This is a genomic window from Mesorhizobium sp. WSM4840, from assembly GCF_055811755.1.
In genome coordinates this window covers 153,370-173,268 of sequence record NZ_JBVVQD010000010.1, presented here as the reverse complement: position 1 = coordinate 173,268, position 19,899 = coordinate 153,370, and the positions used below count along the sequence as shown (strand labels likewise).

Below are 19,899 nucleotides of genomic sequence, written 5' to 3'. Positions count from 1 at the left end.
GCCCGACCATGGTGAAAGTAGCAATTGTCGGCAGCGGGTTCATCGGGCGGGCCTGGGCAATCAGTTTTGCCCGCGCCGGTCATGACGTGCGGATGTGGGACCAGTCGCCGGCCGCGACGACCGGCGCGCATGATTACATCGCCGGCGTGCTCGGCGACCTCGCGGCGAACGATCTGCTGCGGGGACAGGCAATCGACGCCGTGCTTGGTCGCATCACCATCGTGGCAGAACTGGGCGAGGCGCTGGCCGATGCGGTTCATATCCAGGAGAACACGCCCGAAAACCTCGATGTGAAACGCGAGGTGTTCTCTCGGATCGATGCAATTGCCGCTCCGCAAGCGGTGATCGCCAGTTCCACCTCGGCGTTGCTGCCGTCGAAATTCACCAACCATCTGCAAGGGCGGAACCGCTGCCTGGTCGTGCATCCGATCAATCCGCCCTATCTCATCCCGGCCGCGGAAGTCGTGCCGGCGCCATGGACGTCTTCCGAGACGGTCGAAAGGACCCGCGCCTTCCTCGTCGATGCGGGCCACGCGCCATTGGTGATGAAGCACGAGCTCGACGGCTTCATCATGAACCGCCTGCAGGGCGCGCTGCTGGAGGAGGCTTTTCGACTTGTTGCCGACGGCTATGCCAGCGTCGAGGATGTCGACATCGGCATTCGCGACGGGCTGGCGCTACGCTGGTCATTCATGGGCCCGTTCGAGACGATCGACCTCAATGCGCCGGGCGGCGTACGCGACTACGTCGAGCGCTATCAAGCGATCTATGCCAACATTTTTCCGCAGATGCTGCGACGGGTCGATTGGGCCGGCGAGGTCATCGAGACGGTCGAGGCCGACCGCCGCAAGCGGCTGCCGCGAGAAGGCCTTGGTGAACGGCAGGTGTGGCGCGACCGCCGGCTGATGGCGCTGGCGGCGCACAAGAAAAAATCGGATCAGGAGTTTGGAAGATGACGGAAACAAGCCGCAAGCCCGGCGCCCAGCAGACCAAAGGCAAGGTGATCATCACCTGTGCGGTGACCGGGGCGATCCACACGCCGACCATGTCGCCCTATCTGCCGATCACGCCGGACCAGATCGCCGCCGAGGCGATCGCGGCGGCGGAGGCGGGCGCGGCGATCCTGCACCTGCATGCCCGCGACCCCGAGACCGGCAAGCCTGACCAGACGCCGGCGGCGTTCGCCCGCTTCCTGCCGCGCATCAAGCAGGCCACCAATGCCGTCATCAACATCACCACTGGCGGCAGTCCCTACATGAAGGTCGAGGAACGCGTGCGCCCGGCCGCCGAGTTCAAGCCTGAGGTCGCCTCGCTCAACATGGGCTCGATCAATTTCGGGCTCTATCACCTCGTCGACAAATACGAGACTTTCAAGTTCGACTGGGAAAGGCCGCATCTGGAAGCGACGCGCGACCTTGTCTTTCGCAACTCGTTCAAAGACATCGAATACATTCTTGCGACCTGCTATGACAACGGCACGCGCTTCGAGTTCGAGTGCTACGACATCGCCCATCTCTACAATCTCTCGCACTTCGCCGACCGCGGGCTGGTCAAGCCGCCGTTCTTCGTGCAGTCGGTGTTCGGTCTGCTTGGCGGCATCGGCACGCATCCCGAAGACGTCGCCCATATGAAGCGCACCGCCGACCGGCTGTTCGGCGACCAGTTCCGCTGGTCGGTGCTCGGCGCCGGCGCCAGCCAGTTGCGCATTGCCGCGCAGTCGGCAGCGCTTGGCGGCAACATCCGCGTTGGGCTCGAAGACAGTCTTTGGGCCGGCAAGGGCAAGCTTGCCAAATCGAACGCCGAGCAGGTGGTGCTTGCCCGCAAGATCATCGAGGGGCTTGGCATGGAAGTGGCGACGCCCGACGAGGCGCGCGAGATCCTGTCACTGAAGGGCGGCGACAAGGTCGCGTTCTGAGGCGGCTCGCGAGATCTGGGCTTATGACTATGACATCGCGACTGGTGCTGCTAGCAACCGGCGCACCTTCGTCCGCGTCGACACCAGCCGGGGTGGCGCTGCGGCAGCCTGTTCGCAATAACCGGCCTTGGCATCAAGGGCGTTGCGGAACCACGCTTCGCCGGATGACGGCGGCTGCAAAAGGGGATAGAGGCGAATAAAGAAAACGAGCGCTCGCTCGATTTCTAGAACGATTCCGGCCACCTCGCTTCGCTGAGAGTTTGTCCATGAATTTCGACATTCCAGCCCGCATCGAAGATTACCGCGTCCGCATTGCCGACTTCGTCGAGCGTGAGATCCTGCCGCTCGAGGCCGACAAGATGTCCTATGACGCGCATGGAAATATCGCCTTGCCGCTGCTGGAGACGCTTCGCGCCAAGGCGCGGATGGCGGGCCTGTGGTGCCTGCAACTCAAGCCCGAAACTGGCGGCGCCGGTCTCGGCAAGATGGACATAGCGGTCTGTTACGAGGAGATGAACCGGTCGATCTTCGGACCCGTGGTGTTCAATTCGGCAGCGCCCGACGATGGCAACATGATGGTTCTGGAGGCGCTCGGCACGCCAGCACAAAAGGAAAAATGGCTGAAGCCGATTGTCGAGGGCAAGGTGCGCTCGGCCTTTGCCATGACCGAACCGCACCCCGGCGGCGGTTCGGACCCTTCGATGATCATGACGCGTGCGAAGCGGCGCGGCGACAAATATGTCGTGACCGGCCGCAAATGGTTCATCACCGGCGCGCAGCAGGCCAGCCATTTCATTCTGATCGCGCGAACCTCGGACGACCCGCGCCATGGGCTGTCGGCCCTGATGTTCCACAAGGACCAGCCGGGCTGGCGCATCATGCGCCGCATCGAGATCATGGGCCCGGAGGAGCATGGCGGACATTGCGAGTTGGAATTCGATGGGCTCGAAATTCCTGTCGAAGATATGCTGGCCGGCGAGGGCAGGGGCATGAAGGTGACGCAGGTGCGGCTCGGCCCGGCGCGGCTTACCCACTGCATGCGCTGGCTCGGATTGTCCAAGCGCTGCGTCGAGATCGCGCGCGCCTACGCTGCCGTGCGCCACAGTTTCGGCCAGCGCCTCGCCGATCGCGAAAGCGTCCAGCTGAAGCTCGGCGACCTCGCCATGCGCATCGAGATCGGCCGCCTGCTGGTGATGAAGGCTGCGTGGGAGCTGGACCGCGGCGGCTTTGCCCGCAAGGACGTGTCGATGGCCAAGGTCCAGGTCGCCAACGTGCTGCATGACGCGGCCGATGTGGCGATCCAGATCAATGGCGCGCGGGGCTATTCCAAGGACACCGTGCTCGAATGGATCTACCGCTACGCGCGCCAGGCGCGGCTGGTCGACGGCGCCGATGAGGTCCACAAGATGGTGCTGAACCGTTTCCTCAACGAGGAACAGAGGGGCTTCTGGCGCTGGACTGTCGAAGGCGAGGCATAACAGACGCGGTGGCGTCTCAGGAGGAAAGATGGCGCAGCCGCTGAATGCGGACTTCGATCCTGCGGCATTGAAGGGCTTTCTCGCGATCCGCTTCGGCGATGCCGCAATGACGCTCGAGCGGATCGGCGGCGGACAGTCCAACCCCACCTACTTCGTCGACTATGGTGCGCATCGCATGGTGCTGCGCAAGAAGCCGGCCGGGCCGATCCTGCGCGGGGCACATGCCGTCGACCGCGAGTTCCGCGTGCTTGAAGCGCTCGCGCCGACCGATGTCCCGGTGCCCGAGCCGGTGCTCTATCACGACGGTGCCGAGCCGCTCGGCACGCCCTTCTACCTGATGGAGCGGCTGGATGGTCGCGTCTTCCACGACTGTTCGCTGCCTGGCCTTGTCCCCGCGGAGCGACGCGCGATCTATTTCGGCATGGCCGAAGCGATGGCCAAATTGCATGCTGTTTGTCCCGACGAAGTCGGTCTCGGCGATTACGGCCGGCCCGGCAATTATTTCGAGCGCCAGATTGAGCGCTGGACCAAGCAGCTCAGGCAATCGCCGAGCGACAGAATTCCGGCGCTCGAAGCGGTCGCCGACTGGCTGCCGCAGCATCTGCCCGAGGATGATGGGCGCGTGTCGATCGCCCATGGCGACTTCCGCCTCGGAAATCTGCTGTTCCATCCCGACAAGCCGGAGGTGATCGGCATTCTCGATTGGGAGCTGTCGACGATCGGCCATCCGCTCGCCGATCTCGGCTTTTGCTCGATGACCTGGCATTCGACCCCGGACGAATATGGCGGCATCCTCGGCCTCGATCATGCCGCCCTCGGCATCCCCAGTCAGCGCGAATTCCTCGACCATTATTTCGCGCATGCCGTACCGACTGCGCCCTTGCAACGCTTCCACCTGGTTTTTTCGCTGTTCCGTTTCGCGGTGATCTTCGTCGGCATCGCCGACCGGGCGCGGGCAGGAAGCGCGGCGTCGGCCGATGCCGCCAGCAAGTGGCCTCTCGCCGGTCGCTTTGCCGCACGTGCTCAAGAGATCATCCAAGGAGCGAGACCGTGGAGTGGCTCCTGAGGGGAGCGTTCGCGCCTGGTCCTTTCCCTACCCCGCGGCGTCAGCAATCCAATCCGAGAGGCTTCGCGAAAAACTTCGCGGCACGATGAGTTCGCACGCAGTCTCGCCGGTGCACAGGAAGAGCACGGGCACATGATGCAAGGATGTCAGCACGGCCCGGCGCGGAGCGGCCGCCGGCGCGCGCCAGTCGACAGTGATGCATTTGGAGAGAACCCGCGCGATGTCGGCCCCGGCCATTGTGAAGCGCACGCGACCTTCGCCCAGAGAGACTGAACAGCCGAGATCCGGGTCGACGGCAAGCGAAGGTACTTGCGCGCCGTCGTCGAGAGCCAGCCAGAAACGGCGAGGTGAAACGCGGATGACGAGAAAACCCTTGTGATGAACGGTCTCTCCGACCGAGGCGGGAAGTTTGGTGCCGAGCGACGCCGAGAGGCTCTTTTCGAATTGCCTCAGCGTCCCGTCCCAGCCCTCAACCTGGATGAGCGGACAATCGGCCACAGATAGGCTGAACTCCGGGCTAGTCATGCAGTCGCTCCCCCTGCGGATCGAGGAATACCGGCGAGACGATGCGGGCACGCACCGTTTCGGCTTTCATCGGATAGACGGCCACGACCTCGCTTCCTTCGCTGGCGACATCGCCGGCAAGCAAGGCCAGCCCGACATAGTGGCCGCGTTCGGGGCTGAAGGTGACGGAGGTGACGCGGCCGCGCCCGTGGCCGTAAGGTTTCTCGCCCGGCAGAAACAGCACAGCGCCACCGCGCAGGCGTTTTCCCTCCTCGATGCATTCCAGTCCGACCAGGCGCTGGCGGTCGGGCGCCTGGAAGGCGGGGCGCCGGCGCAGGACATCGCCGACGAAGCCGGTGCGCTTGCCGGCCATGCGGCCGAGGCCAAGATCGTCGAGTGTCGTGCGCCCATCGATTTCAGGTCCGGCGACATGGCCCTTTTCGACGCGCAGCGCACCGAGCGCCTCGACGCCATAAGGTTTCAGGCCGAGCGGCCTGCCTGCTTCGAGCAGGCGGCTCCAAAGCTGTTCACCGGCAGTTGCGCCGACATAGATTTCGTAGGCGCGCTCGCCGGAATAACTGAGGCGCAGGATGCGGAGCGCACGGCCCTGCCATTCGCTTTCGAGCAATCCCATATGCGCAAGTGCCGCGTCGGAAACATCGAGAGCGGGAAACGCGGCACTCAGAATTGCGCGGCTTTTCGGTCCGGCAACCGACATCGCCGCCCATTCATCGCTCACCGAGGTCACGGCGACGCGCAAATCCGGCCAGGCCGTATCGAGCAGGAATTCAAGACGCGACAGCACGTCGGCGGCCTTGGCGGTCGAGGTGGTCATGAAGAACCGGTTCTCGGCCAGACGCGTCGTTGTGCCGTCGTCGAAGACGATGCCGTCGTCGCGCAGCATGACGCCGTAGCGCGCACGGCCAACCGGCAGTTTGGCAAAGCCGTTGGCGTAGATGCGATCGAGAAAAATCGCGGCATCCGGGCCTTGGACGTCGATCTTGCCGAGGGTGGAGATGTCCATCAGGCCTGCGGCCTGGCGCACACACCGCATTTCGGCGACATAGGCTTCGTTCACGTCACGTCCCGACTGCCTGTAGAAATAGGGCCGCATCCAGAGCCCGACTTCCAGCATCTCGGCGCCGTTCGCCATGTGCCAGTCGTGCATCGGCGTGCGGCGGATCGGCTTGAAATGATGGCCGATGGCGCGTCCGGCAAGCGCACCGATGGCGACCGGCGTATAGGGCGGTCGAAAGGTCGTGGCGCCGGTTTCGGCGATCGTTGCATTGCGTAAGGCCGCCATCGAGGCAAGCGCTTCAAAATTGCTGGTCTTGCCCTGGTCGGTGCCCATGCCGAGCGTGGTGTAGCGCTTCAGGTGCTCGACCGATTCATAGCCCTCGCGATGGGCAAGCTCGATATCCCCGGTCGTCACGTCCATCTGGAAATCGACGAAGGCTTTTCCACGGCCGAGAGAAGGGATTTCGCGAAACGGGGCCGTGGCGGTGTCGCCAAGATCGAGTTTCGACGGAGCGGGCACCGGCGCCGACTTGCCGCAGAACGATGCCGCCTCGGTGCCGGCGCGATGACCGTCCTCGATGACATCGGCGGTCGAATAGGCTCCCATCATCGAGCCGGCGCCGAACCGGTCCGCCGTAAACGCGCCCGGCACGAAGCCGGCAATGTCGTCGCGATATTGAGGTTTGACGCCCAGGTGCGAGGTGAGATGCACGGTTGGCGACCAGCCGCCGGATACACAGACCAGGTCGCAGGCGGCCTCGGATATGCCGTCCGGTCCGTTGAGTGTTGCACGCCTGACGGCATGGCCGCCGCGCAAGTCGATGATGCGTGTTGCGGCCCGCACCACCACGCCGAGCCGTGCGGCTCTTGTGGCGAGCGCGGCGGGTGGTGCTGCGCGCAGGTCGGCAACCGTCACCTCTGCGCCGGCATCGGCAAGGTCGAAGGCGGCGCGCCAGGCGCCGTCATTACTGGTGGCGACGATTATTTTCTTGCCGGGCAGGACGGCGAAACGGTTGAGATAGGTCCGGGCGGCCGACGCAAGCATGACGCCGGGCCGGTCGTTATTCGAGAACACTATTGGCCGCTCGATGGCGCCGGTGGCGAAAACGATCGAGCGGGCGCGAAGCATGGTGAACGTCTGCCGCGCTTCGCCGGCCAGCTGCGGATTGGTTGGGTCGCGTTGCTCGACCAGTCCGATGACATTGCCGTCATAGATGCCGAAAGCGGTTGTCCGCTTCATCAGAGTGACGGGTTCGGAGCTCTCCAGCTCGGCCTCGGCCTGTCTCAACCATGCGGCCGCTGCGCTGTCGGGCGGCTCCGCCAAAAGCTGGCCGCCGAGCAGGAAATCCTGTTCGATCAGTGCGACCCGCACGCCGGCCGCCGCGGCAGCACGCGCCGCCGACAATCCCGCCGGGCCGCCGCCGATGATTGCGACGTCGGCAAACGCATGACTGATATCGTAGCGGCCGGGATCAGGGTCGGTGCCGGCTCTACCGAGCCCGGCCGCCTTGCGGATAAAGTGCTCGTAGAACATCCAGGCGCGGCGCGTCGGACCCATGAAGGTCTTGTAGTAGAAGCCGGCCGAAAGGAACGGCGCCAGCAGGCCGTTGACGCTTTGCATGTCAAAGGCAAGCGATGGCCAGCGGTTCTGGCTTTCTACGACCATGCCGTCTGCAAGTTCCAGCGTCGTCGCCGGCAGGTTCGGCTCGCGCCTGCCTGCGGTTCCGAGCGTAACCAAAGCGTTCGGCTCCTCCGGCCCGGCGGAAAAAATGCCGCGCGGACGATGATATTTGAAGCTGCGCCCGACCAGGGTGACGCCGTTGGCGAGCAGCGCGGAGGCAAGCGTGTCGCCGCGATATCCAGCCAGCTCGCGGCCGTCGAAGGTAAATTCTACCGGCTGTTCGCGGTCGATGCGGCCACCCATCGCCAGCCGCTTGTGGTTCGAACTCATGCTGGTGATTTCCTGGCCGGCAATTTCCTGGCGAGATCGACGGATGCAATGGCGTGGTTGCGCGTGTCGCGTTCGACCACCAGCCATTGGCGGCAACCGGTCACGTGCTGCCAGAATTCGCGATGCAGCCCAGCCGGATTTGTCCTGACATAGACGTAACGGTACCAGGCCTCCGGATCGGGATCGTCGTGGGCCGGGCGCGTGACCGAGGCATCGCCGCCGTAGCGGAACTCGTCATGGTCGCGCAGACCGCAGCATGGGCATTCGATGCGCAGCATTGTCTTCCGCCTCCTATTGCAGCCAGGCTGAGGGGCCGGCGCCAGCCTCATCGAGCGTGTGGCCGGTGCGGAAACGATCGAGCCCGTAGGCTGCGATCAAGGGATGCGGCTTGCCGGTGGCGATCGTGTGGGCGAAGCACCAGCCGGAAGCCGGCGTTGCCTTGAAGCCGCCATAGCACCAGCCGCCGTTGAGATAGAGGCGCTCGATCGATGTCGGGCAGATGATCGGGCTGGCATCGGGCGTCATATCCATGACGCCGCCCCAATGGCGCAGCAGACGGACGCGCGAAATGCACGGCATCAGCGCAATCGCCGCCTCCGCCACTTCGCGCACGACGCCGAGATTGCCGCGCTGGGCGTAGGAATTGTAGCCGTCGAGATTGCCGCCGAAGACCAACCCGCCCTTGTCCGACTGGCTGACGTAGAAATGGTCGGCACCGTAGGCGACGACGTGGTCTACCAACGGCTTCAGCGGTTCGGTGACGAACGCCTGCAGGACGTGGCTTTCGATCGGCAGTTCCAGGCCGGCCTTGGCGCCGAGCACGGATGTATGACCGGCAACAGCGAGGCCGACCTTGCCGGCGCCGATCCGGCCTTTCGTCGTTTCGACGCCGACGATCCTGTCGCCGTCGCGGAGGAAGCCTGTCACCTCGCAGTTCTGGATAATGTCGACGCCATGACCGTCGGCGGCGCGCGCATAGCCCCAGGCGACGGCGTCGTGGCGCGCCGTGCCCGCCCGGCCCTGGAAGATGGCGCCATGGATCGGAAAGCGGGCCGTGTCGGAAAAATCGAGATAGGGCACCAGCCGGCGCACCTCGTCGCGGTCGAGGATATCGGCATCGATGCCGTTCAGCCGCATGATGTTGGCGCGGTGACTGAAGCCGTCGAGCTGATCGGCCGAATGCGCCGTGACGAGCTGGCCGCGTTGCGAGAACATGACGTTGAAGTTCAGCGCCCGCGACATGCCCTCCCAGAGCTTCATCGAGAATTCGTAGAACTGGGTGTTGCCGTCGAGCAGGTAGTTGGAGCGGATGACGGTGGTGTTGCGCCCGACATTGCCGCCGCCGATATAGCCTTTTTCGAGCACCGCGACATTGCGGATGCCGTGGTTCTCGGCGAGGTAGAAGGCGGTAGCGAGGCCGTGTCCACCGCCGCCGATGACGATCACGTCGTAGGCCGGTTTTGGCTCCGCTGCCCGCCAGGCGCGCTGCCAGTTCCTCTGGCCAGACAGCGCGTTGCGGAAAATTGAAAATGCCGAGTAGCGAGACATGCGTGCGGGCCTAGCGGACAATCGGGCCGGCCGGCGTGCGGGTAAGCACTTCGGCGCCCGCATCGGTCAGAAGTACGGTGTTGGAGACGAAGTCATCGCCGCGACCGGTGCCCATCAGCCACGACAGGATGTGGAAGCTCATCCCCGTCTCGATTTCGAGGTCGGAATCGTGCCTCAAGCCGGTCACCGAATTGCCGCCGGTCCATGATGGCGGCTGGCCGGCGCCGACCAGATAGCCGCAGTGATGGCGGCGATAGTGGGAAAGACCGGCCTCGTCCGCGACGGTCTGCCAGGCGGCGTAGACGTCGCGCGCTCTGGCGCCGGGCCTGAGTGCCTCGACGACGGCATCAAACGCCTTGGCGGTCACCTCCGCCATCGCGGCGTCTTCGTCGCTGATATGGCCGATGCGAACGAGCCGGCCGAGCGGCGCGTGATAACGCGAGATGCAGCCGGACAGTTCGACGAAGACCGGTTCGCCCTTGCGATAGATCCCGTCGCCCCAGGTCGTATGCTCCTCGCCCAGGCGGGCGGCCGGGCGGATGAAAGGTCCGAAGCCCGGGGCATGACCGCCGGCGCGGATCATCGCCGCAACGCACTGGGCCGCGACCTCCTGTTCGGAAGCGCCGTCCGAGATCGCGGCGATCGCGGCGCCGGCGGCGGCGTCGGTCACTTGTGCCGCCTGACGCATCAGCGCCTGTTCCTCGGCGCTCTTCACCCGCCGCATCTTGTCGACCAGCCCGGAAACATCGCTCCATCTGGCATCGGCCTGCGTCTGGAGTGCGACGGCAAGCCCATGGCTGAGGCCCGCCGTCCAGTATTCGAGGCCGATCCGCTTGCCGGACAGGCTGGTCTCCGCAATGACCCGCGCGGCAAGATCAGCTGCCGTTTCGCTGTCGGAATGGCCGCGGAATTCCGCTGCCGTCACCTGTTTTTCGATCGTCACCTTTTCCATCGAGCGGGTGACCAGAACAGGTTTTCCCTCGAGCGGCACGATCAGCAGGTGTGGGGCAAAATATCCCCAGTGATCGAGCCCGGTGAGGTAAAAGACGTTCTCCGGCGAAGCAAAGACCCCCGCGTCCAGCTCGCGCTCAGCCAGCGCCGTGCGGACCCTGACAAGGCGGCCGGCGATTTCGGCCTCGGAAAACGGATTACGGTCCATCAGGCGTCCTCGTGCTGGTTACCGGTTTCGTTGCCGGCATGATCTTTCGTCAGTTACCGGCTTCCCGTCCGTCATGGTCAGTCGATGACGATGAGTTCGCGCGCCACGTCGCAGAGGCGTTCGCCGCCGTGATCCGTGACGACGAAGGATTCCGAGATGGCGATGCCGAAATCGTCGAGCCAAACGCCGGCCATGAAATGGAAGCACATCCCGGACTGCATCTCGGTGGTGTCGCCGGGACGAAGACTTGCGGTGCGTTCGCCCCAATCGGGCGGGTAGGCGAGCCCGACCGGATAGCCGACGCGGCTCTCCTTCTTCAGCCCGTTCTTCCTCAACACTGCCTGCCAGGCGGCTTCGACCTCTTCGGCGGTGTAGCCGGGGCGCGCCTTCTCAAGGCCGGCGTCGACGCCCTCGACGATCGCCTTGGCCAAGTCGATGATGGCTTGCGGCGGCTTGCCGAAATGTACGGTCCGCGTCAGCGCCACATGATAGCGCCGCCGCACCCCGGCGATCTCCAGAATGGCGAGGCCGCTGTCCGGCAGCGGCGCGTCGGACCAGGTCAGATGCGGCGTGCTGGTGCCCTCGCCGACGGGCATCAGCGGACAGATCGCGGCATAGTCGCCGCCCGCTCCAGGCACGCCCATGATCTGTGCGTGATAGATTTCCGCAATGACATGGTTCTGCGGCACGCCGGGTCTCATTTTTTCGATGGCGCGTTTCATGGCGTGCGTGCAGATCGCACCGGCCTCGCGGATCAGCACCAGCTCGGCTTCGGATTTGACCAGCCGCGCCCAGTTGACGAGATCGTGGTTGTTGGCGAAGTGCGCGTCAGGCAGCCCGCTGACGAGATGGGCATGGCAGCGCGCGGTGTAATAATGCGCGTCCATCTCGACGCCGATGCGGGCGTTTCTCCAGCCACGCGACCGGATCAGCTGGGCGAGTTCGTCATAGGGGTGCTCGACGGGCTGCTGCACCAGCCGTTCCGAGAACGGCACGATGTTCTTCTCCGGCAGGCCGGTGGTCAGGCGTGCGCTCCTGGCGTCCTGCGCCCTGCCGAACCAGATCGGCCGGTCTTCCTCCAGATGGACGAGCACGCATTGCGGAACATAGAACGACCATCCGTCATAGCCGGTCAGCCAGCACATATTGGCTGGATCTTGACAGATGATGAGGTCGAAGCCGGCCTTCTCCATGCGCGTCTTCACGCCGACCAGGCGCTGCGCATACTCCGCTTGCGTGAAAGTCCCGAAACCGCTCGCGCTCGCCACCGAAATCCCACCCACCGGTACGCTGGTTTTTCTTAAATTGTGCACAACTAGGGCAATAATTCGTGGTTTGACTACGAATTATTACCGACTTTCCGTGGTTTTTATATCTTCGCTTGCACAATGTCTAGGGCAGTTGTATACGTCTTGACAAGCAGGTGTCGACCTCGAAGAAGGCCGCGCCCTGGGAATCATCAGTCAGTTGTTCAATGGGAGAAAAGCATGTTCAAATCATCGATATCGCGCCGGATGGTCGTGAAAGCCGCCGCCTGCCTCGCGCTTGCCGCGACATCACTCACGGCGCTGCCCGCTTATGCGGAAACCACCCTCGAACGGGCCAAGAAGGACGGCTACATCCGCGTCGGCTTCGCCAACGAGGCGCCGTTCGGTTACGCCACGCCTGACGGCAAGCTGACCGGCGAAGCGCCGGAAGTTGCCAAGGCGGTGCTCGCCAAGATGGGTATCGCGCAGGTTGACGGCGTGCTGACCGAATTCGGTTCGCTTATCCCAGGTCTCAAGGCCGGCCGCTTCGATATCATCGCCGCCGGCATGTTCATCAATCCGAAGCGCTGCGCCGAGATCAATTTCTCCGAGCCGTCCTACGGCATCGGTCAGGCCATGCTGGTGGCAAAAGGCAATCCGAAGGGCGTGAAGGACTTTTCCAGCTTCAAGGAAAACCCGGATCTCAAGCTCGCCGTGATGGCCGGCGCCGTCGAGGGCGGTTACGCCAAGGACGCAGGCGTCGCCGCAGGGCAGATCGTTGCCTTGCCCGACCAGTCCAGCCTGGTCGCCGCCGTCCAGTCGGGCCGTGCCGACGCTGCCGCACTAACCGCTCTTTCGATCGCCGACATGGCCAAGAAGGCCGACGGCGTCGAATCGACCAAGCCGTTCGGCGAGGTTGCCGGCAAGTCGGTGAAAGGCCATGGCGGCTTCGGCTTCCGCAAGGAAGACACCGATCTGCAGGAGGCGTTCAACGCCGAGCTGAAGACGTTCCTCGGTTCGCCGGAGCACATCGCGCTGGTCGAGCCGCTCGGCTTCGGCAAGGACTACCTCCCCAACAAGACCACCGCGGAGCTTTGCGCGGGCAAATAGGTTCCCAACTGCTGGCGGCGCGAAAGCGCCGCCCCTTTTTCCTGGGGGAATCCGCATGGGGATACGTACGCTCGTTGCCATGCTGGTCGTCGCGCTTGTCGTGATCGGTGCCTTGGCAACGCAGGAATCTTACAAAGTGTTTATGCCGGGGCTGCTGCAAGGCGCGGTCCTGACGATCGAGATCGCTATCCTCGGTAGCCTGCTGGCAATCGTCATGGGCGTGCTGGCGGCGCTGGCAAGGATGTATGGCCCGGCGCCGCTCAGATGGCTGGCCACGGTCTATGTCGAGATCTTCCGCGGCACCTCGGCGCTGGTGCAATTGTTTTGGCTGTTTTTCGTGCTGCCGCAATTCGGTGTCACGCTCAACGCATTCCTGGTTGCTGTCCTGGCGCTCGGCCTGAACGTTGGTGCTTACGGGTCGGAAGTCGTGCGCGGCGCGATCCAGTCCGTCGCCCGTGGACAGTGGGAGGCGTCTACCGCATTGAACATGAGCCGCCCCCAGATGCTGCGCCGGATCATCCTGCCGCAGGCTTTTGTCGCCATGATCCCGCCTTGGGGCAATCTGTTCATCGAGCTTTTGAAATCGACAGCGCTGGTCTCGCTGATCACGCTCTCGGACCTCGCCTTCAAGGCGCAGCAAATGAACCAGAACACGTTCAAGACCATTCCGATCTTCACCCTCGTCCTGCTGATGTACCTGGCAATGTCGCTGGTTGTGACCATCGGCATGCGGCTTCTCGAAAGGCGGGCTTCGCTCGGACTGGCGCGGGGGAAGGCAGCATGATCTGGGACTGGGCATTTGCTTTTGAAATCCTGCCGGTGCTCGCCCGCGCTGCCATCGTTTCCATCGAGGCGACGCTGATCGGCTTTGCGCTTGCCGCCTCGCTTGGCCTGGTGCTGGCGGTCGTCCGCATCGCCGTGCCGTGGACCGGCTGGACGATTTCGGTGCTGGTCGAACTGATCCGGTCGACCCCGCTGCTGATCCAGATATTCTTTCTCTATTTCGTCTTTCCGAAATTTGGCGTCGTGCTCGACGCCTTCACCGCCGGGGTGCTTGCCATCGGCATCCACTACGCTGCCTATTGTTCCGAGGTCTATCGCGCCGGTTTCGACAACATCCATCGCGGCCAGTGGGAAGCCTCGGTCGCGCTCAGCCTGTCGGCCTGGACGACGTTCCGCGACATCATCATTCCGCAGGCGATCCCGCCGATCGTTCCGGCGCTCGGCAACTATCTGGTTGCCTTGTTCAAGGAGACGCCATTGCTTTCCGCAATCGCCGTGCTGGAGCTGATGCAGACGGCCAAGATCATCGGCTCCGAAACCTTCCGCTACACTGAGCCGATGACGCTGGTCGGCCTGTTCTTCCTTGCCATGAGCCTGGTTTCTGCCGCGCTCATTCGCTCCCTCGAAGGCCTGCTCAACCGGAGGATCATGCGATGACGGAACAACCGATGGTCCGCTTCGACAATGTTTCGAAACGCTACGGCGCGCTGACCGTTCTCGACGGGCTCCATCTGGAAATAGCACGCGGCGAGAAGGTCTCCATCATCGGCCCTTCAGGTTCCGGCAAGACCACGGTGCTGCGTATGCTGATGACGCTGGAGACGATCAATGACGGCGTCATCTGGGTCGAAGGCGAGCCGCTCACCCACATGGAGAGGAACGGCAAGCTTGTTCCCGCCGATCTCGCGCACATTCGCAAGATCCGCGCCAAGATCGGCATGGTGTTCCAGTCGTTCAACCTGTTCCCGCACATGACGGCTATGCAGAACTGCATCGAGGCCCCGATAACCGTGCTCGGCATGAAGCGCGCCGATGCCGAGGCGCGTGCGGCCGAGCTGCTCGACATGGTCGGCTTGTCGGAGAAGAAGGACCACTATCCCTCGCAGCTTTCCGGCGGCCAGCAGCAGCGTGTCGCCATCGCCCGCGCTTGCGCCATGCGGCCCAAGATCATGCTGTTCGACGAGGTGACCTCGGCACTCGACCCCGAACTCGTCGGCGAAGTGCTTGAAGTCATCCGAAAACTCGGCAGGGAACATGACCTCACCATGCTGATGGTCACCCACCAGATGGGATTTGCCAAGGAATTCTCCGATCGCGTCTGCTTTTTCCATGCCGGCAAGATCTGCGAGCAGGGGCCGCCAAGCGAGTTGTTCGGCGCCCCCAAGAACGAGCGGACACAGCAGTTCCTGCACGCTGTCCTGGAGGCTGGATGACGGTTGAGACGGATGCCACGCCCCTGGCCGTGACCGCCGCACCGCCGCGTCCGCTCTCGGCGCGGGAGCGGTTCGAGCGTATCTACCGGATACTGCGCGACCGCATCTGCCTGCTCGACTACGCGCCAGGTAGCCATCTCTCCGAGGAAGAGCTTGCCCAGGAATTCCAGATCAGCCGCACGCCGGTTCGCCGTGTCCTGGCGCGCCTCGAATCCGAGGGTCTGGTTCAATCCGTCCATGGCGTCGGCACGATCGTCACCGATGTCGACATCGAGGAATTGCAGCAGGTCTATCACTTGCGCCTGGAACTGGCGCTCCTCGTCGGCAAGCTTTCGCCGATCCCGCGCACGGCGGACGACCTCGACCGGATAAGGGCACTCATCGCGCGCTGCGATTCCGATGTGCTCAATCCCGACCAGCGCGCTTTCCTGCGCCTCAACATGGATTTTTTCTACGAGCTCACCGCGATGACCGGCAACCAGCCGCTGCGCGAGATCAGCGAGCGCCTGTATTTTCAGGTCGCGCGCGTCGTCCTGAAGATGATGCCGCAGTTGGGCCTTGTGGAGGAGTTCACTGCGTTCCGCCGCGAAATGGAAGAGGTGCTTGCCGCCGCCGAGATCGGCGACTGGGAGTCCATCGGGCACATAAGGCGAGCTCATATCTCGATGAGTTTTCGCCGCATGATGCGTCATGCAGGCGAGGCCAGCACATCCGGCGGAACTCTGTAATTTACGCTCTGAATTCCCTCTTCCGCCGGGAATGACATTTGCACAAAATCGACTGCCATCGCCATGTCGGGGCTGCGCCAGGTCGCGCGCCGGTTGCCGTTTGATCCGGCGAGCGCCGGATCACGACCGGCGGACAGCGCTTCGTCGGCTGCCAACCAGCTTCAGCCAAGGCGCCGAATGGAAGGCGCTCATCAGCAAGTACATTACGACCATTCCGCTCAGCGGCGACGCATCTCGCGCCGCCGAGCAGATCATGTCCGCATCACCGGTGACGGCCGTCAGCAGCGCCATCATTGCGAAGGTTGGCGCGGCTGCCAGGGATAGCCAGTCGGCCGCGCCGCGGGCGGCGACATTGTCGCTTGGGAAATCGGCAGATCCGCTGCCTGCGGGCGGCATCTTCTGCGTGTGGTTGGAGTGCAGTGTCATCGAACGTCAGCCTTGGCCGTACTCGTCGTGGCGGCGCCACCAGACGCCCGTCTCGTTACGCCCTTGGGGCGCGCGGTCGAGCCACTGATACATGCCCCAGAGGCCGTCCAGTCCGCGCGCATAGGTGGAATAGGCGTGGTAGACGACGCCGTCCTCGAGCACGAATGCGCTCATGCCTGGCCTCTCGCGCGTGTACGTGGCCATGTCTGTTCCGCTCATTGCAGCGAACGTCTCGGAGCCGTCGGCAGTCGTACGTGAGGGTATTTTGGCGAGAGGCGCCTCGCGTACATAGTTGTATTCGATGCCTTCCTCGCGCTGCTGCTCCTCGGTGAACGAAACGTCGAAGTCGAAATTGAAGTCGCTGCCGTGTGAGGAGGCCCAGGGGAACGTCCATCCCATCCGCCCCTTGTACGCCTGCAGCTTCGCGAGCGGTGCCCGCGATACCGCCGAAAGCATGACGTCGTGGTTGGCCAGGTGGACGACGAAGCCGTCGAATCCGTCCGCGATCGCCGAGCAGGCCGGACAGCCCGCCGTATAATCGGGCCCGAACATGAAGTGGTAGACGAGGAGCTGCGAGCGTCCCCTGAAAAGGTCTGCCAGTGAAGCGCTGCCTTCGTCGGTCTCGAATCGGTAATCCTTATCGATCCGAACCCAAGGCAATTCCTGCCGCCGCCGCGCCACCTCGTCGCTTTGTCGCGTGAGCTCCTTCTCCGCCTTGAGCAGATCAAGCCGCGCTGCCAGCCACTCCTCACGTGTTCCGGTCCTGTGTGTCGGCATCGTTCTTCTCCTCTATGTTCTGTCCTCTATGTCCTGCCTCGTTCGCACCGTTTTCGTACGGCGCGCTGGTTGTTGGTCCTGAGATAGATTAGGACCGGATTTCGAATGGTGAGAGTTACAAGTGTGACGGGATTCCGATGGACTCGCTGATCACCGCTGCGGCGCGCGCCCTCGCAACGGGTGATCCCCTCGGCGCATTGAAGCGGGTCGCCCTGCGTGACGATGCGCCTGCGCTTGCGCTGCGCGGCATCGCGATGGCGCAGCTCGGCGATCTCGTTCGAGCAAAGGCTCTCCTCAAAAGTGCTGCGCGCGCCTTCGGTCCGAAAGAGGCCGTGGCCCGGGCGAGGTGCGTCGTCGCCGAAGCCGAGATCGCACTCGTCTCGCGAGACCTCGGCTGGCCGGCGAAGGCACTCGACGCCGCGCGGTCGACGCTTGAAAAGCACGGCGACCACGTCAATGCCGCGCATGCGCGCAATCTCGAGGCTCGGCGCCTGCTCCTGATCGGACGCCTCGATGAGGCCGAGAGCAGGCTCGCCGGGTTCGACCCGACAACGCTCCCACCCGCGTCGAGGGCCGCCCACGAGCTGGTGATTGCGGGGCTCGCGATTCGCCGCCTCCGGACCGAGGCGGCGCGCGTTGCGCTCGCGCGGGCCGAGCACGCCGCGCGCCAGGCGGACATTCCCGCGCTGACGGCCGAGGTTGAAGGCGCATCCCTCGTGATGAACACGCCCGCGGCGCGCCTGATCGCGCGTGGCAAGGAGCGCCCGCTCCTGCTTGAGGAGGTCGAAGCGCTGCTGGCGTCGGGGGCGCTCGTCGTCGACGCGTGCCGCAATGTCGTGCGGGACGCCGGCATGATCGTCTCGCTCGCGACGCGCCCGGTCTTGTTCGCGCTTGCACGCACGCTGGGCGAAGCCTGGCCCGCAGACGTGCCGAGAAGTACGCTCGTCGCCCGCGCCTTCGGCGGCAAGCACGCCGATGAATCGCATCGCGCCCGTTTGCGGGTCGAAGTCGGCCGGCTTCGCGCAGAGCTGCGGTCACTGGCGGATGTGAGCGCGACCAAGCGAGGCTTTGCGCTTAAGCCGCGCCGCCCACGCGATGTCATGGTGCTGGCGCCGCCCGTCGACGAGCAGCATGCAGCGGTGCTCGCCTTCCTCGCCGACGGCGAGTCGTGGTCGAGCTCGGCGCTCGCAATTGCGCTCGGAGCCAGCTCGCGCACTGTGCAGCGATCGCTCGAGCAGCTTGCGGCAGCAGGCAAGGTGCAGTCGTTCGGTCGCGGGCGAGCGCGTCGTTGGATGACCCCACCCGTGCCGGGATTCCCGACAATCTTGTTACTCCCCGGCTCGCTGTCGGGCTATTAGGATAGAATCATGAAGCGATCTGCAGCCGAAGTCCTCCGCGAATATGGACCCTTTCCGGGTGTCGACCAGGTGGCTGGGGTTACGTTCGACGGTCAGCACGTCTGGTTTGCGTCCGGAGACAGACTGAACGCCTTGGATCCTGCGAGCGGGAAGGTGGTGCGCGCGATCGATGTCGCCGCGCACGCCGGAACGGCCTTCGACGGTCAGCACCTGTTCCAGATCACCGAAGATCGCATCCAGAAGATCGACCCGAAGACCGGCCAAGTGGTGGCCACGATCCCGGCGCCAGGTGGCGGCGGCGACTCCGGGCTCGCCTGGGCCGAAGGGACACTTTGGGTTGGGCAGAATCGCGGTCGCAAAATCCATCAGATCGATCCGCAGACAGGGGCAGTTCTTCGCACAATCGATTCCAACCGTATCGTCACAGGGGTCACCTGGATCGACGGCGAACTCTGGCACGGCACCTGGGAAGGTGACGAGAGCGACGTCAGGCGGATAGATCCTGAAACGGGAAAGGTCCTGGAGAAGCTCGAGATGCCGCCTGGAACAGGCGTGTCGGGGCTCGAGTCCGATGGTAGCGATCAGTTCTTCTGCGGCGGTGGAAACAGCGGCAAGGTGAGAGCCATCCGCCGGCCGAGGCGAGGCTCCACGAGCAAGTAACCGAAGCGGCGCTCGCGGGCGCGCTTTCCCCCTTGACGAATCGATTGGACCGCACGGCAATGAGAAGCAGCGCAAACCTGAAGCGATGGAATTGCAACTGTAGGTAGTTTCAACTTGACAGGTGAAGGGCCGCCGCCAAGGCGGGTTTTTGTCTCGGGGTTTCGGCGCCATCTTTCACTGGCCCGCGAGATCGAGGCTGGCGGCACGAGTTGACCTAACCGTCAGCCACTTCCGGGAACTTGAGGCCTGGCTAAAAAAGCGCGTTTTGTCAAACTGAGTTCGAAGCGCTGTTGGGCTTATCACGGCGCTCGACGATGTAGATGTGATCGGCCACCAGGACCACATCGCCATGCTGGTTGATCACCTCGCAGCGTTCGATGACCCGGCCCGAATCCGGCCGCTTGGGGTCGTCTTCCCTAGCCGAGATGGTGGTGCGGGTCTTGATCGTATCGCCGATGAACACCGGCTTGATGAAGCGCAACCTGTCATAGCCGTAGGAAAAGGCGACCGGGTTGATGACGCTTGCCGTCAGCCCGACGCCGACCGAGAAGACCAGCGTGCCATGGGCGATGCGCTGGCCGAACGGCGTCGTCTTCATGAACTCGGCGTCCATGTGGTGAGGAAAAAAATCGCCGGTATGGCCGGCGTGAACGACGAAGTCGGTCTCGGTAATGGTGCGCCCGCTGGTCGTGCGCGACGAGCCGATCTTGTAGTCTTCGAAATAGACAGTCTGCTCCAT

Annotated in this window: 20 protein-coding genes; 11 read left to right on the top strand and 9 right to left on the bottom strand. The window is 63.9% G+C overall.

The window, feature by feature from the left end:
* The first annotated feature begins 8 nt into the window (after positions 1–8).
* From AC0L3I_RS15975 to AC0L3I_RS15960, 4 genes are all read left to right on the top strand, one after another.
* Positions 9–956, top strand: a complete 948-nt coding sequence (locus AC0L3I_RS15975) for a 3-hydroxyacyl-CoA dehydrogenase (protein WP_473486152.1) — start codon at positions 9–11, stop codon at positions 954–956.
* Positions 953–1,915 (top strand): 3,5-dioxohexanoate:acetyl-CoA acetone transferase, encoded by a 963-nt coding sequence (kce, locus tag AC0L3I_RS15970; protein ID WP_473527499.1) that lies wholly within the window; start codon positions 953–955, stop codon positions 1,913–1,915. Before AC0L3I_RS15975 ends, kce begins: the two co-directional genes overlap by 4 nt.
* Before the next feature lie 266 nt (positions 1,916–2,181).
* Positions 2,182–3,393, top strand: a complete 1,212-nt coding sequence (locus tag AC0L3I_RS15965) for an acyl-CoA dehydrogenase family protein (protein WP_473527498.1) — start codon at positions 2,182–2,184, stop codon at positions 3,391–3,393.
* A 28-nt stretch (positions 3,394–3,421) separates the two neighbouring features.
* Positions 3,422–4,459 (top strand): phosphotransferase family protein, encoded by a 1,038-nt coding sequence (locus AC0L3I_RS15960; protein WP_473527497.1) that lies wholly within the window; start codon positions 3,422–3,424, stop codon positions 4,457–4,459.
* A gap of 27 nt (positions 4,460–4,486) precedes the next feature.
* On the opposite strand, the gene AC0L3I_RS15955 is transcribed toward AC0L3I_RS15960, so the two are convergent.
* From AC0L3I_RS15955 to AC0L3I_RS15930, 6 genes are all read right to left on the bottom strand, one after another.
* Positions 4,487–4,984: a sarcosine oxidase subunit gamma gene (locus tag AC0L3I_RS15955; RefSeq protein ID WP_473527496.1), complete on the bottom strand. Its 498-nt coding sequence runs from the start codon at positions 4,982–4,984 to the stop codon at positions 4,487–4,489.
* Complete coding sequence (locus tag AC0L3I_RS15950) at positions 4,977–7,931, bottom strand: sarcosine oxidase subunit alpha family protein (protein ID WP_473527495.1); 2,955 nt, start codon at positions 7,929–7,931, stop codon at positions 4,977–4,979. Before AC0L3I_RS15950 ends, AC0L3I_RS15955 begins: the two co-directional genes overlap by 8 nt.
* The gene (locus AC0L3I_RS15945; RefSeq protein WP_473527494.1) at positions 7,928–8,209 is read right to left on the bottom strand and encodes a sarcosine oxidase subunit delta; all 282 of its coding nucleotides are present in this window, start codon (positions 8,207–8,209) and stop codon (positions 7,928–7,930) included. The genes AC0L3I_RS15950 and AC0L3I_RS15945 overlap by 4 nt, the downstream gene beginning before the upstream one ends.
* A 13-nt stretch (positions 8,210–8,222) precedes the next feature.
* Positions 8,223–9,479: a sarcosine oxidase subunit beta family protein gene (locus AC0L3I_RS15940; RefSeq protein WP_473527493.1), complete on the bottom strand. Its 1,257-nt coding sequence runs from the start codon at positions 9,477–9,479 to the stop codon at positions 8,223–8,225.
* A gap of 10 nt (positions 9,480–9,489) precedes the next feature.
* A complete protein-coding gene (locus AC0L3I_RS15935) occupies positions 9,490–10,638 on the bottom strand; it encodes a M24 family metallopeptidase (protein WP_473527492.1) in 1,149 nt (382 codons plus the stop codon).
* 77 nt (positions 10,639–10,715) lie between these two features.
* On the bottom strand, positions 10,716–11,906 hold the full coding sequence (locus AC0L3I_RS15930) for a M24 family metallopeptidase (protein WP_473486142.1): 1,191 nt from the start codon (positions 11,904–11,906) through the stop codon (positions 10,716–10,718).
* Between the two features lie 219 nt (positions 11,907–12,125).
* Between AC0L3I_RS15930 and ehuB the strand changes: the two genes are divergently transcribed.
* Genes ehuB through AC0L3I_RS15905 form a run of 5 tightly spaced genes read left to right on the top strand, consistent with a single transcriptional unit; the run spans position 12,126 to position 15,939 of the window.
* Positions 12,126–12,995: an ectoine/hydroxyectoine ABC transporter substrate-binding protein EhuB gene (gene ehuB / locus AC0L3I_RS15925; protein WP_352951645.1), complete on the top strand. Its 870-nt coding sequence runs from the start codon at positions 12,126–12,128 to the stop codon at positions 12,993–12,995.
* A 55-nt stretch (positions 12,996–13,050) separates the two neighbouring features.
* Positions 13,051–13,779: an ectoine/hydroxyectoine ABC transporter permease subunit EhuC gene (ehuC, locus tag AC0L3I_RS15920; protein WP_287049344.1), complete on the top strand. Its 729-nt coding sequence runs from the start codon at positions 13,051–13,053 to the stop codon at positions 13,777–13,779.
* A complete protein-coding gene (gene ehuD, locus AC0L3I_RS15915) occupies positions 13,776–14,435 on the top strand; it encodes an ectoine/hydroxyectoine ABC transporter permease subunit EhuD (RefSeq protein ID WP_473527491.1) in 660 nt (219 codons plus the stop codon). Before ehuC ends, ehuD begins: the two co-directional genes overlap by 4 nt.
* The gene (ehuA, locus tag AC0L3I_RS15910; protein WP_473527490.1) at positions 14,432–15,211 is read left to right on the top strand and encodes an ectoine/hydroxyectoine ABC transporter ATP-binding protein EhuA; all 780 of its coding nucleotides are present in this window, start codon (positions 14,432–14,434) and stop codon (positions 15,209–15,211) included. The genes ehuD and ehuA overlap by 4 nt, the downstream gene beginning before the upstream one ends.
* Complete coding sequence (locus AC0L3I_RS15905) at positions 15,208–15,939, top strand: GntR family transcriptional regulator (protein ID WP_473486138.1); 732 nt, start codon at positions 15,208–15,210, stop codon at positions 15,937–15,939. The genes ehuA and AC0L3I_RS15905 overlap by 4 nt, the downstream gene beginning before the upstream one ends.
* 120 nt (positions 15,940–16,059) lie before the next feature.
* Here AC0L3I_RS15905 and AC0L3I_RS15900 read toward each other — a convergent pair whose 3' ends face one another.
* Together AC0L3I_RS15900 and AC0L3I_RS15895 are read right to left on the bottom strand one after the other, a co-directional pair.
* Complete coding sequence (locus AC0L3I_RS15900) at positions 16,060–16,365, bottom strand: hypothetical protein (RefSeq protein ID WP_473486136.1); 306 nt, start codon at positions 16,363–16,365, stop codon at positions 16,060–16,062.
* Between the two features lie 6 nt (positions 16,366–16,371).
* Positions 16,372–17,142: a DUF899 domain-containing protein gene (locus AC0L3I_RS15895; RefSeq protein WP_473486135.1), complete on the bottom strand. Its 771-nt coding sequence runs from the start codon at positions 17,140–17,142 to the stop codon at positions 16,372–16,374.
* 137 nt (positions 17,143–17,279) lie between these two features.
* Here AC0L3I_RS15895 and AC0L3I_RS15890 point away from each other — a divergent pair, with 137 nt between their 5' ends.
* Entirely contained in the window at positions 17,280–18,500 is a 1,221-nt protein-coding gene (locus AC0L3I_RS15890) for a helix-turn-helix domain-containing protein (protein ID WP_473527489.1), read from the top strand.
* 9 nt (positions 18,501–18,509) lie between these two features.
* Positions 18,510–19,160 (top strand): Vgb family protein, encoded by a 651-nt coding sequence (locus tag AC0L3I_RS15885; RefSeq protein ID WP_473527488.1) that lies wholly within the window; start codon positions 18,510–18,512, stop codon positions 19,158–19,160.
* A 268-nt stretch (positions 19,161–19,428) separates the two neighbouring features.
* On the opposite strand, the gene AC0L3I_RS15880 is transcribed toward AC0L3I_RS15885, so the two are convergent.
* On the bottom strand, positions 19,429–19,899 hold the full coding sequence (locus tag AC0L3I_RS15880) for a MaoC/PaaZ C-terminal domain-containing protein (RefSeq protein WP_473486130.1): 471 nt from the start codon (positions 19,897–19,899) through the stop codon (positions 19,429–19,431).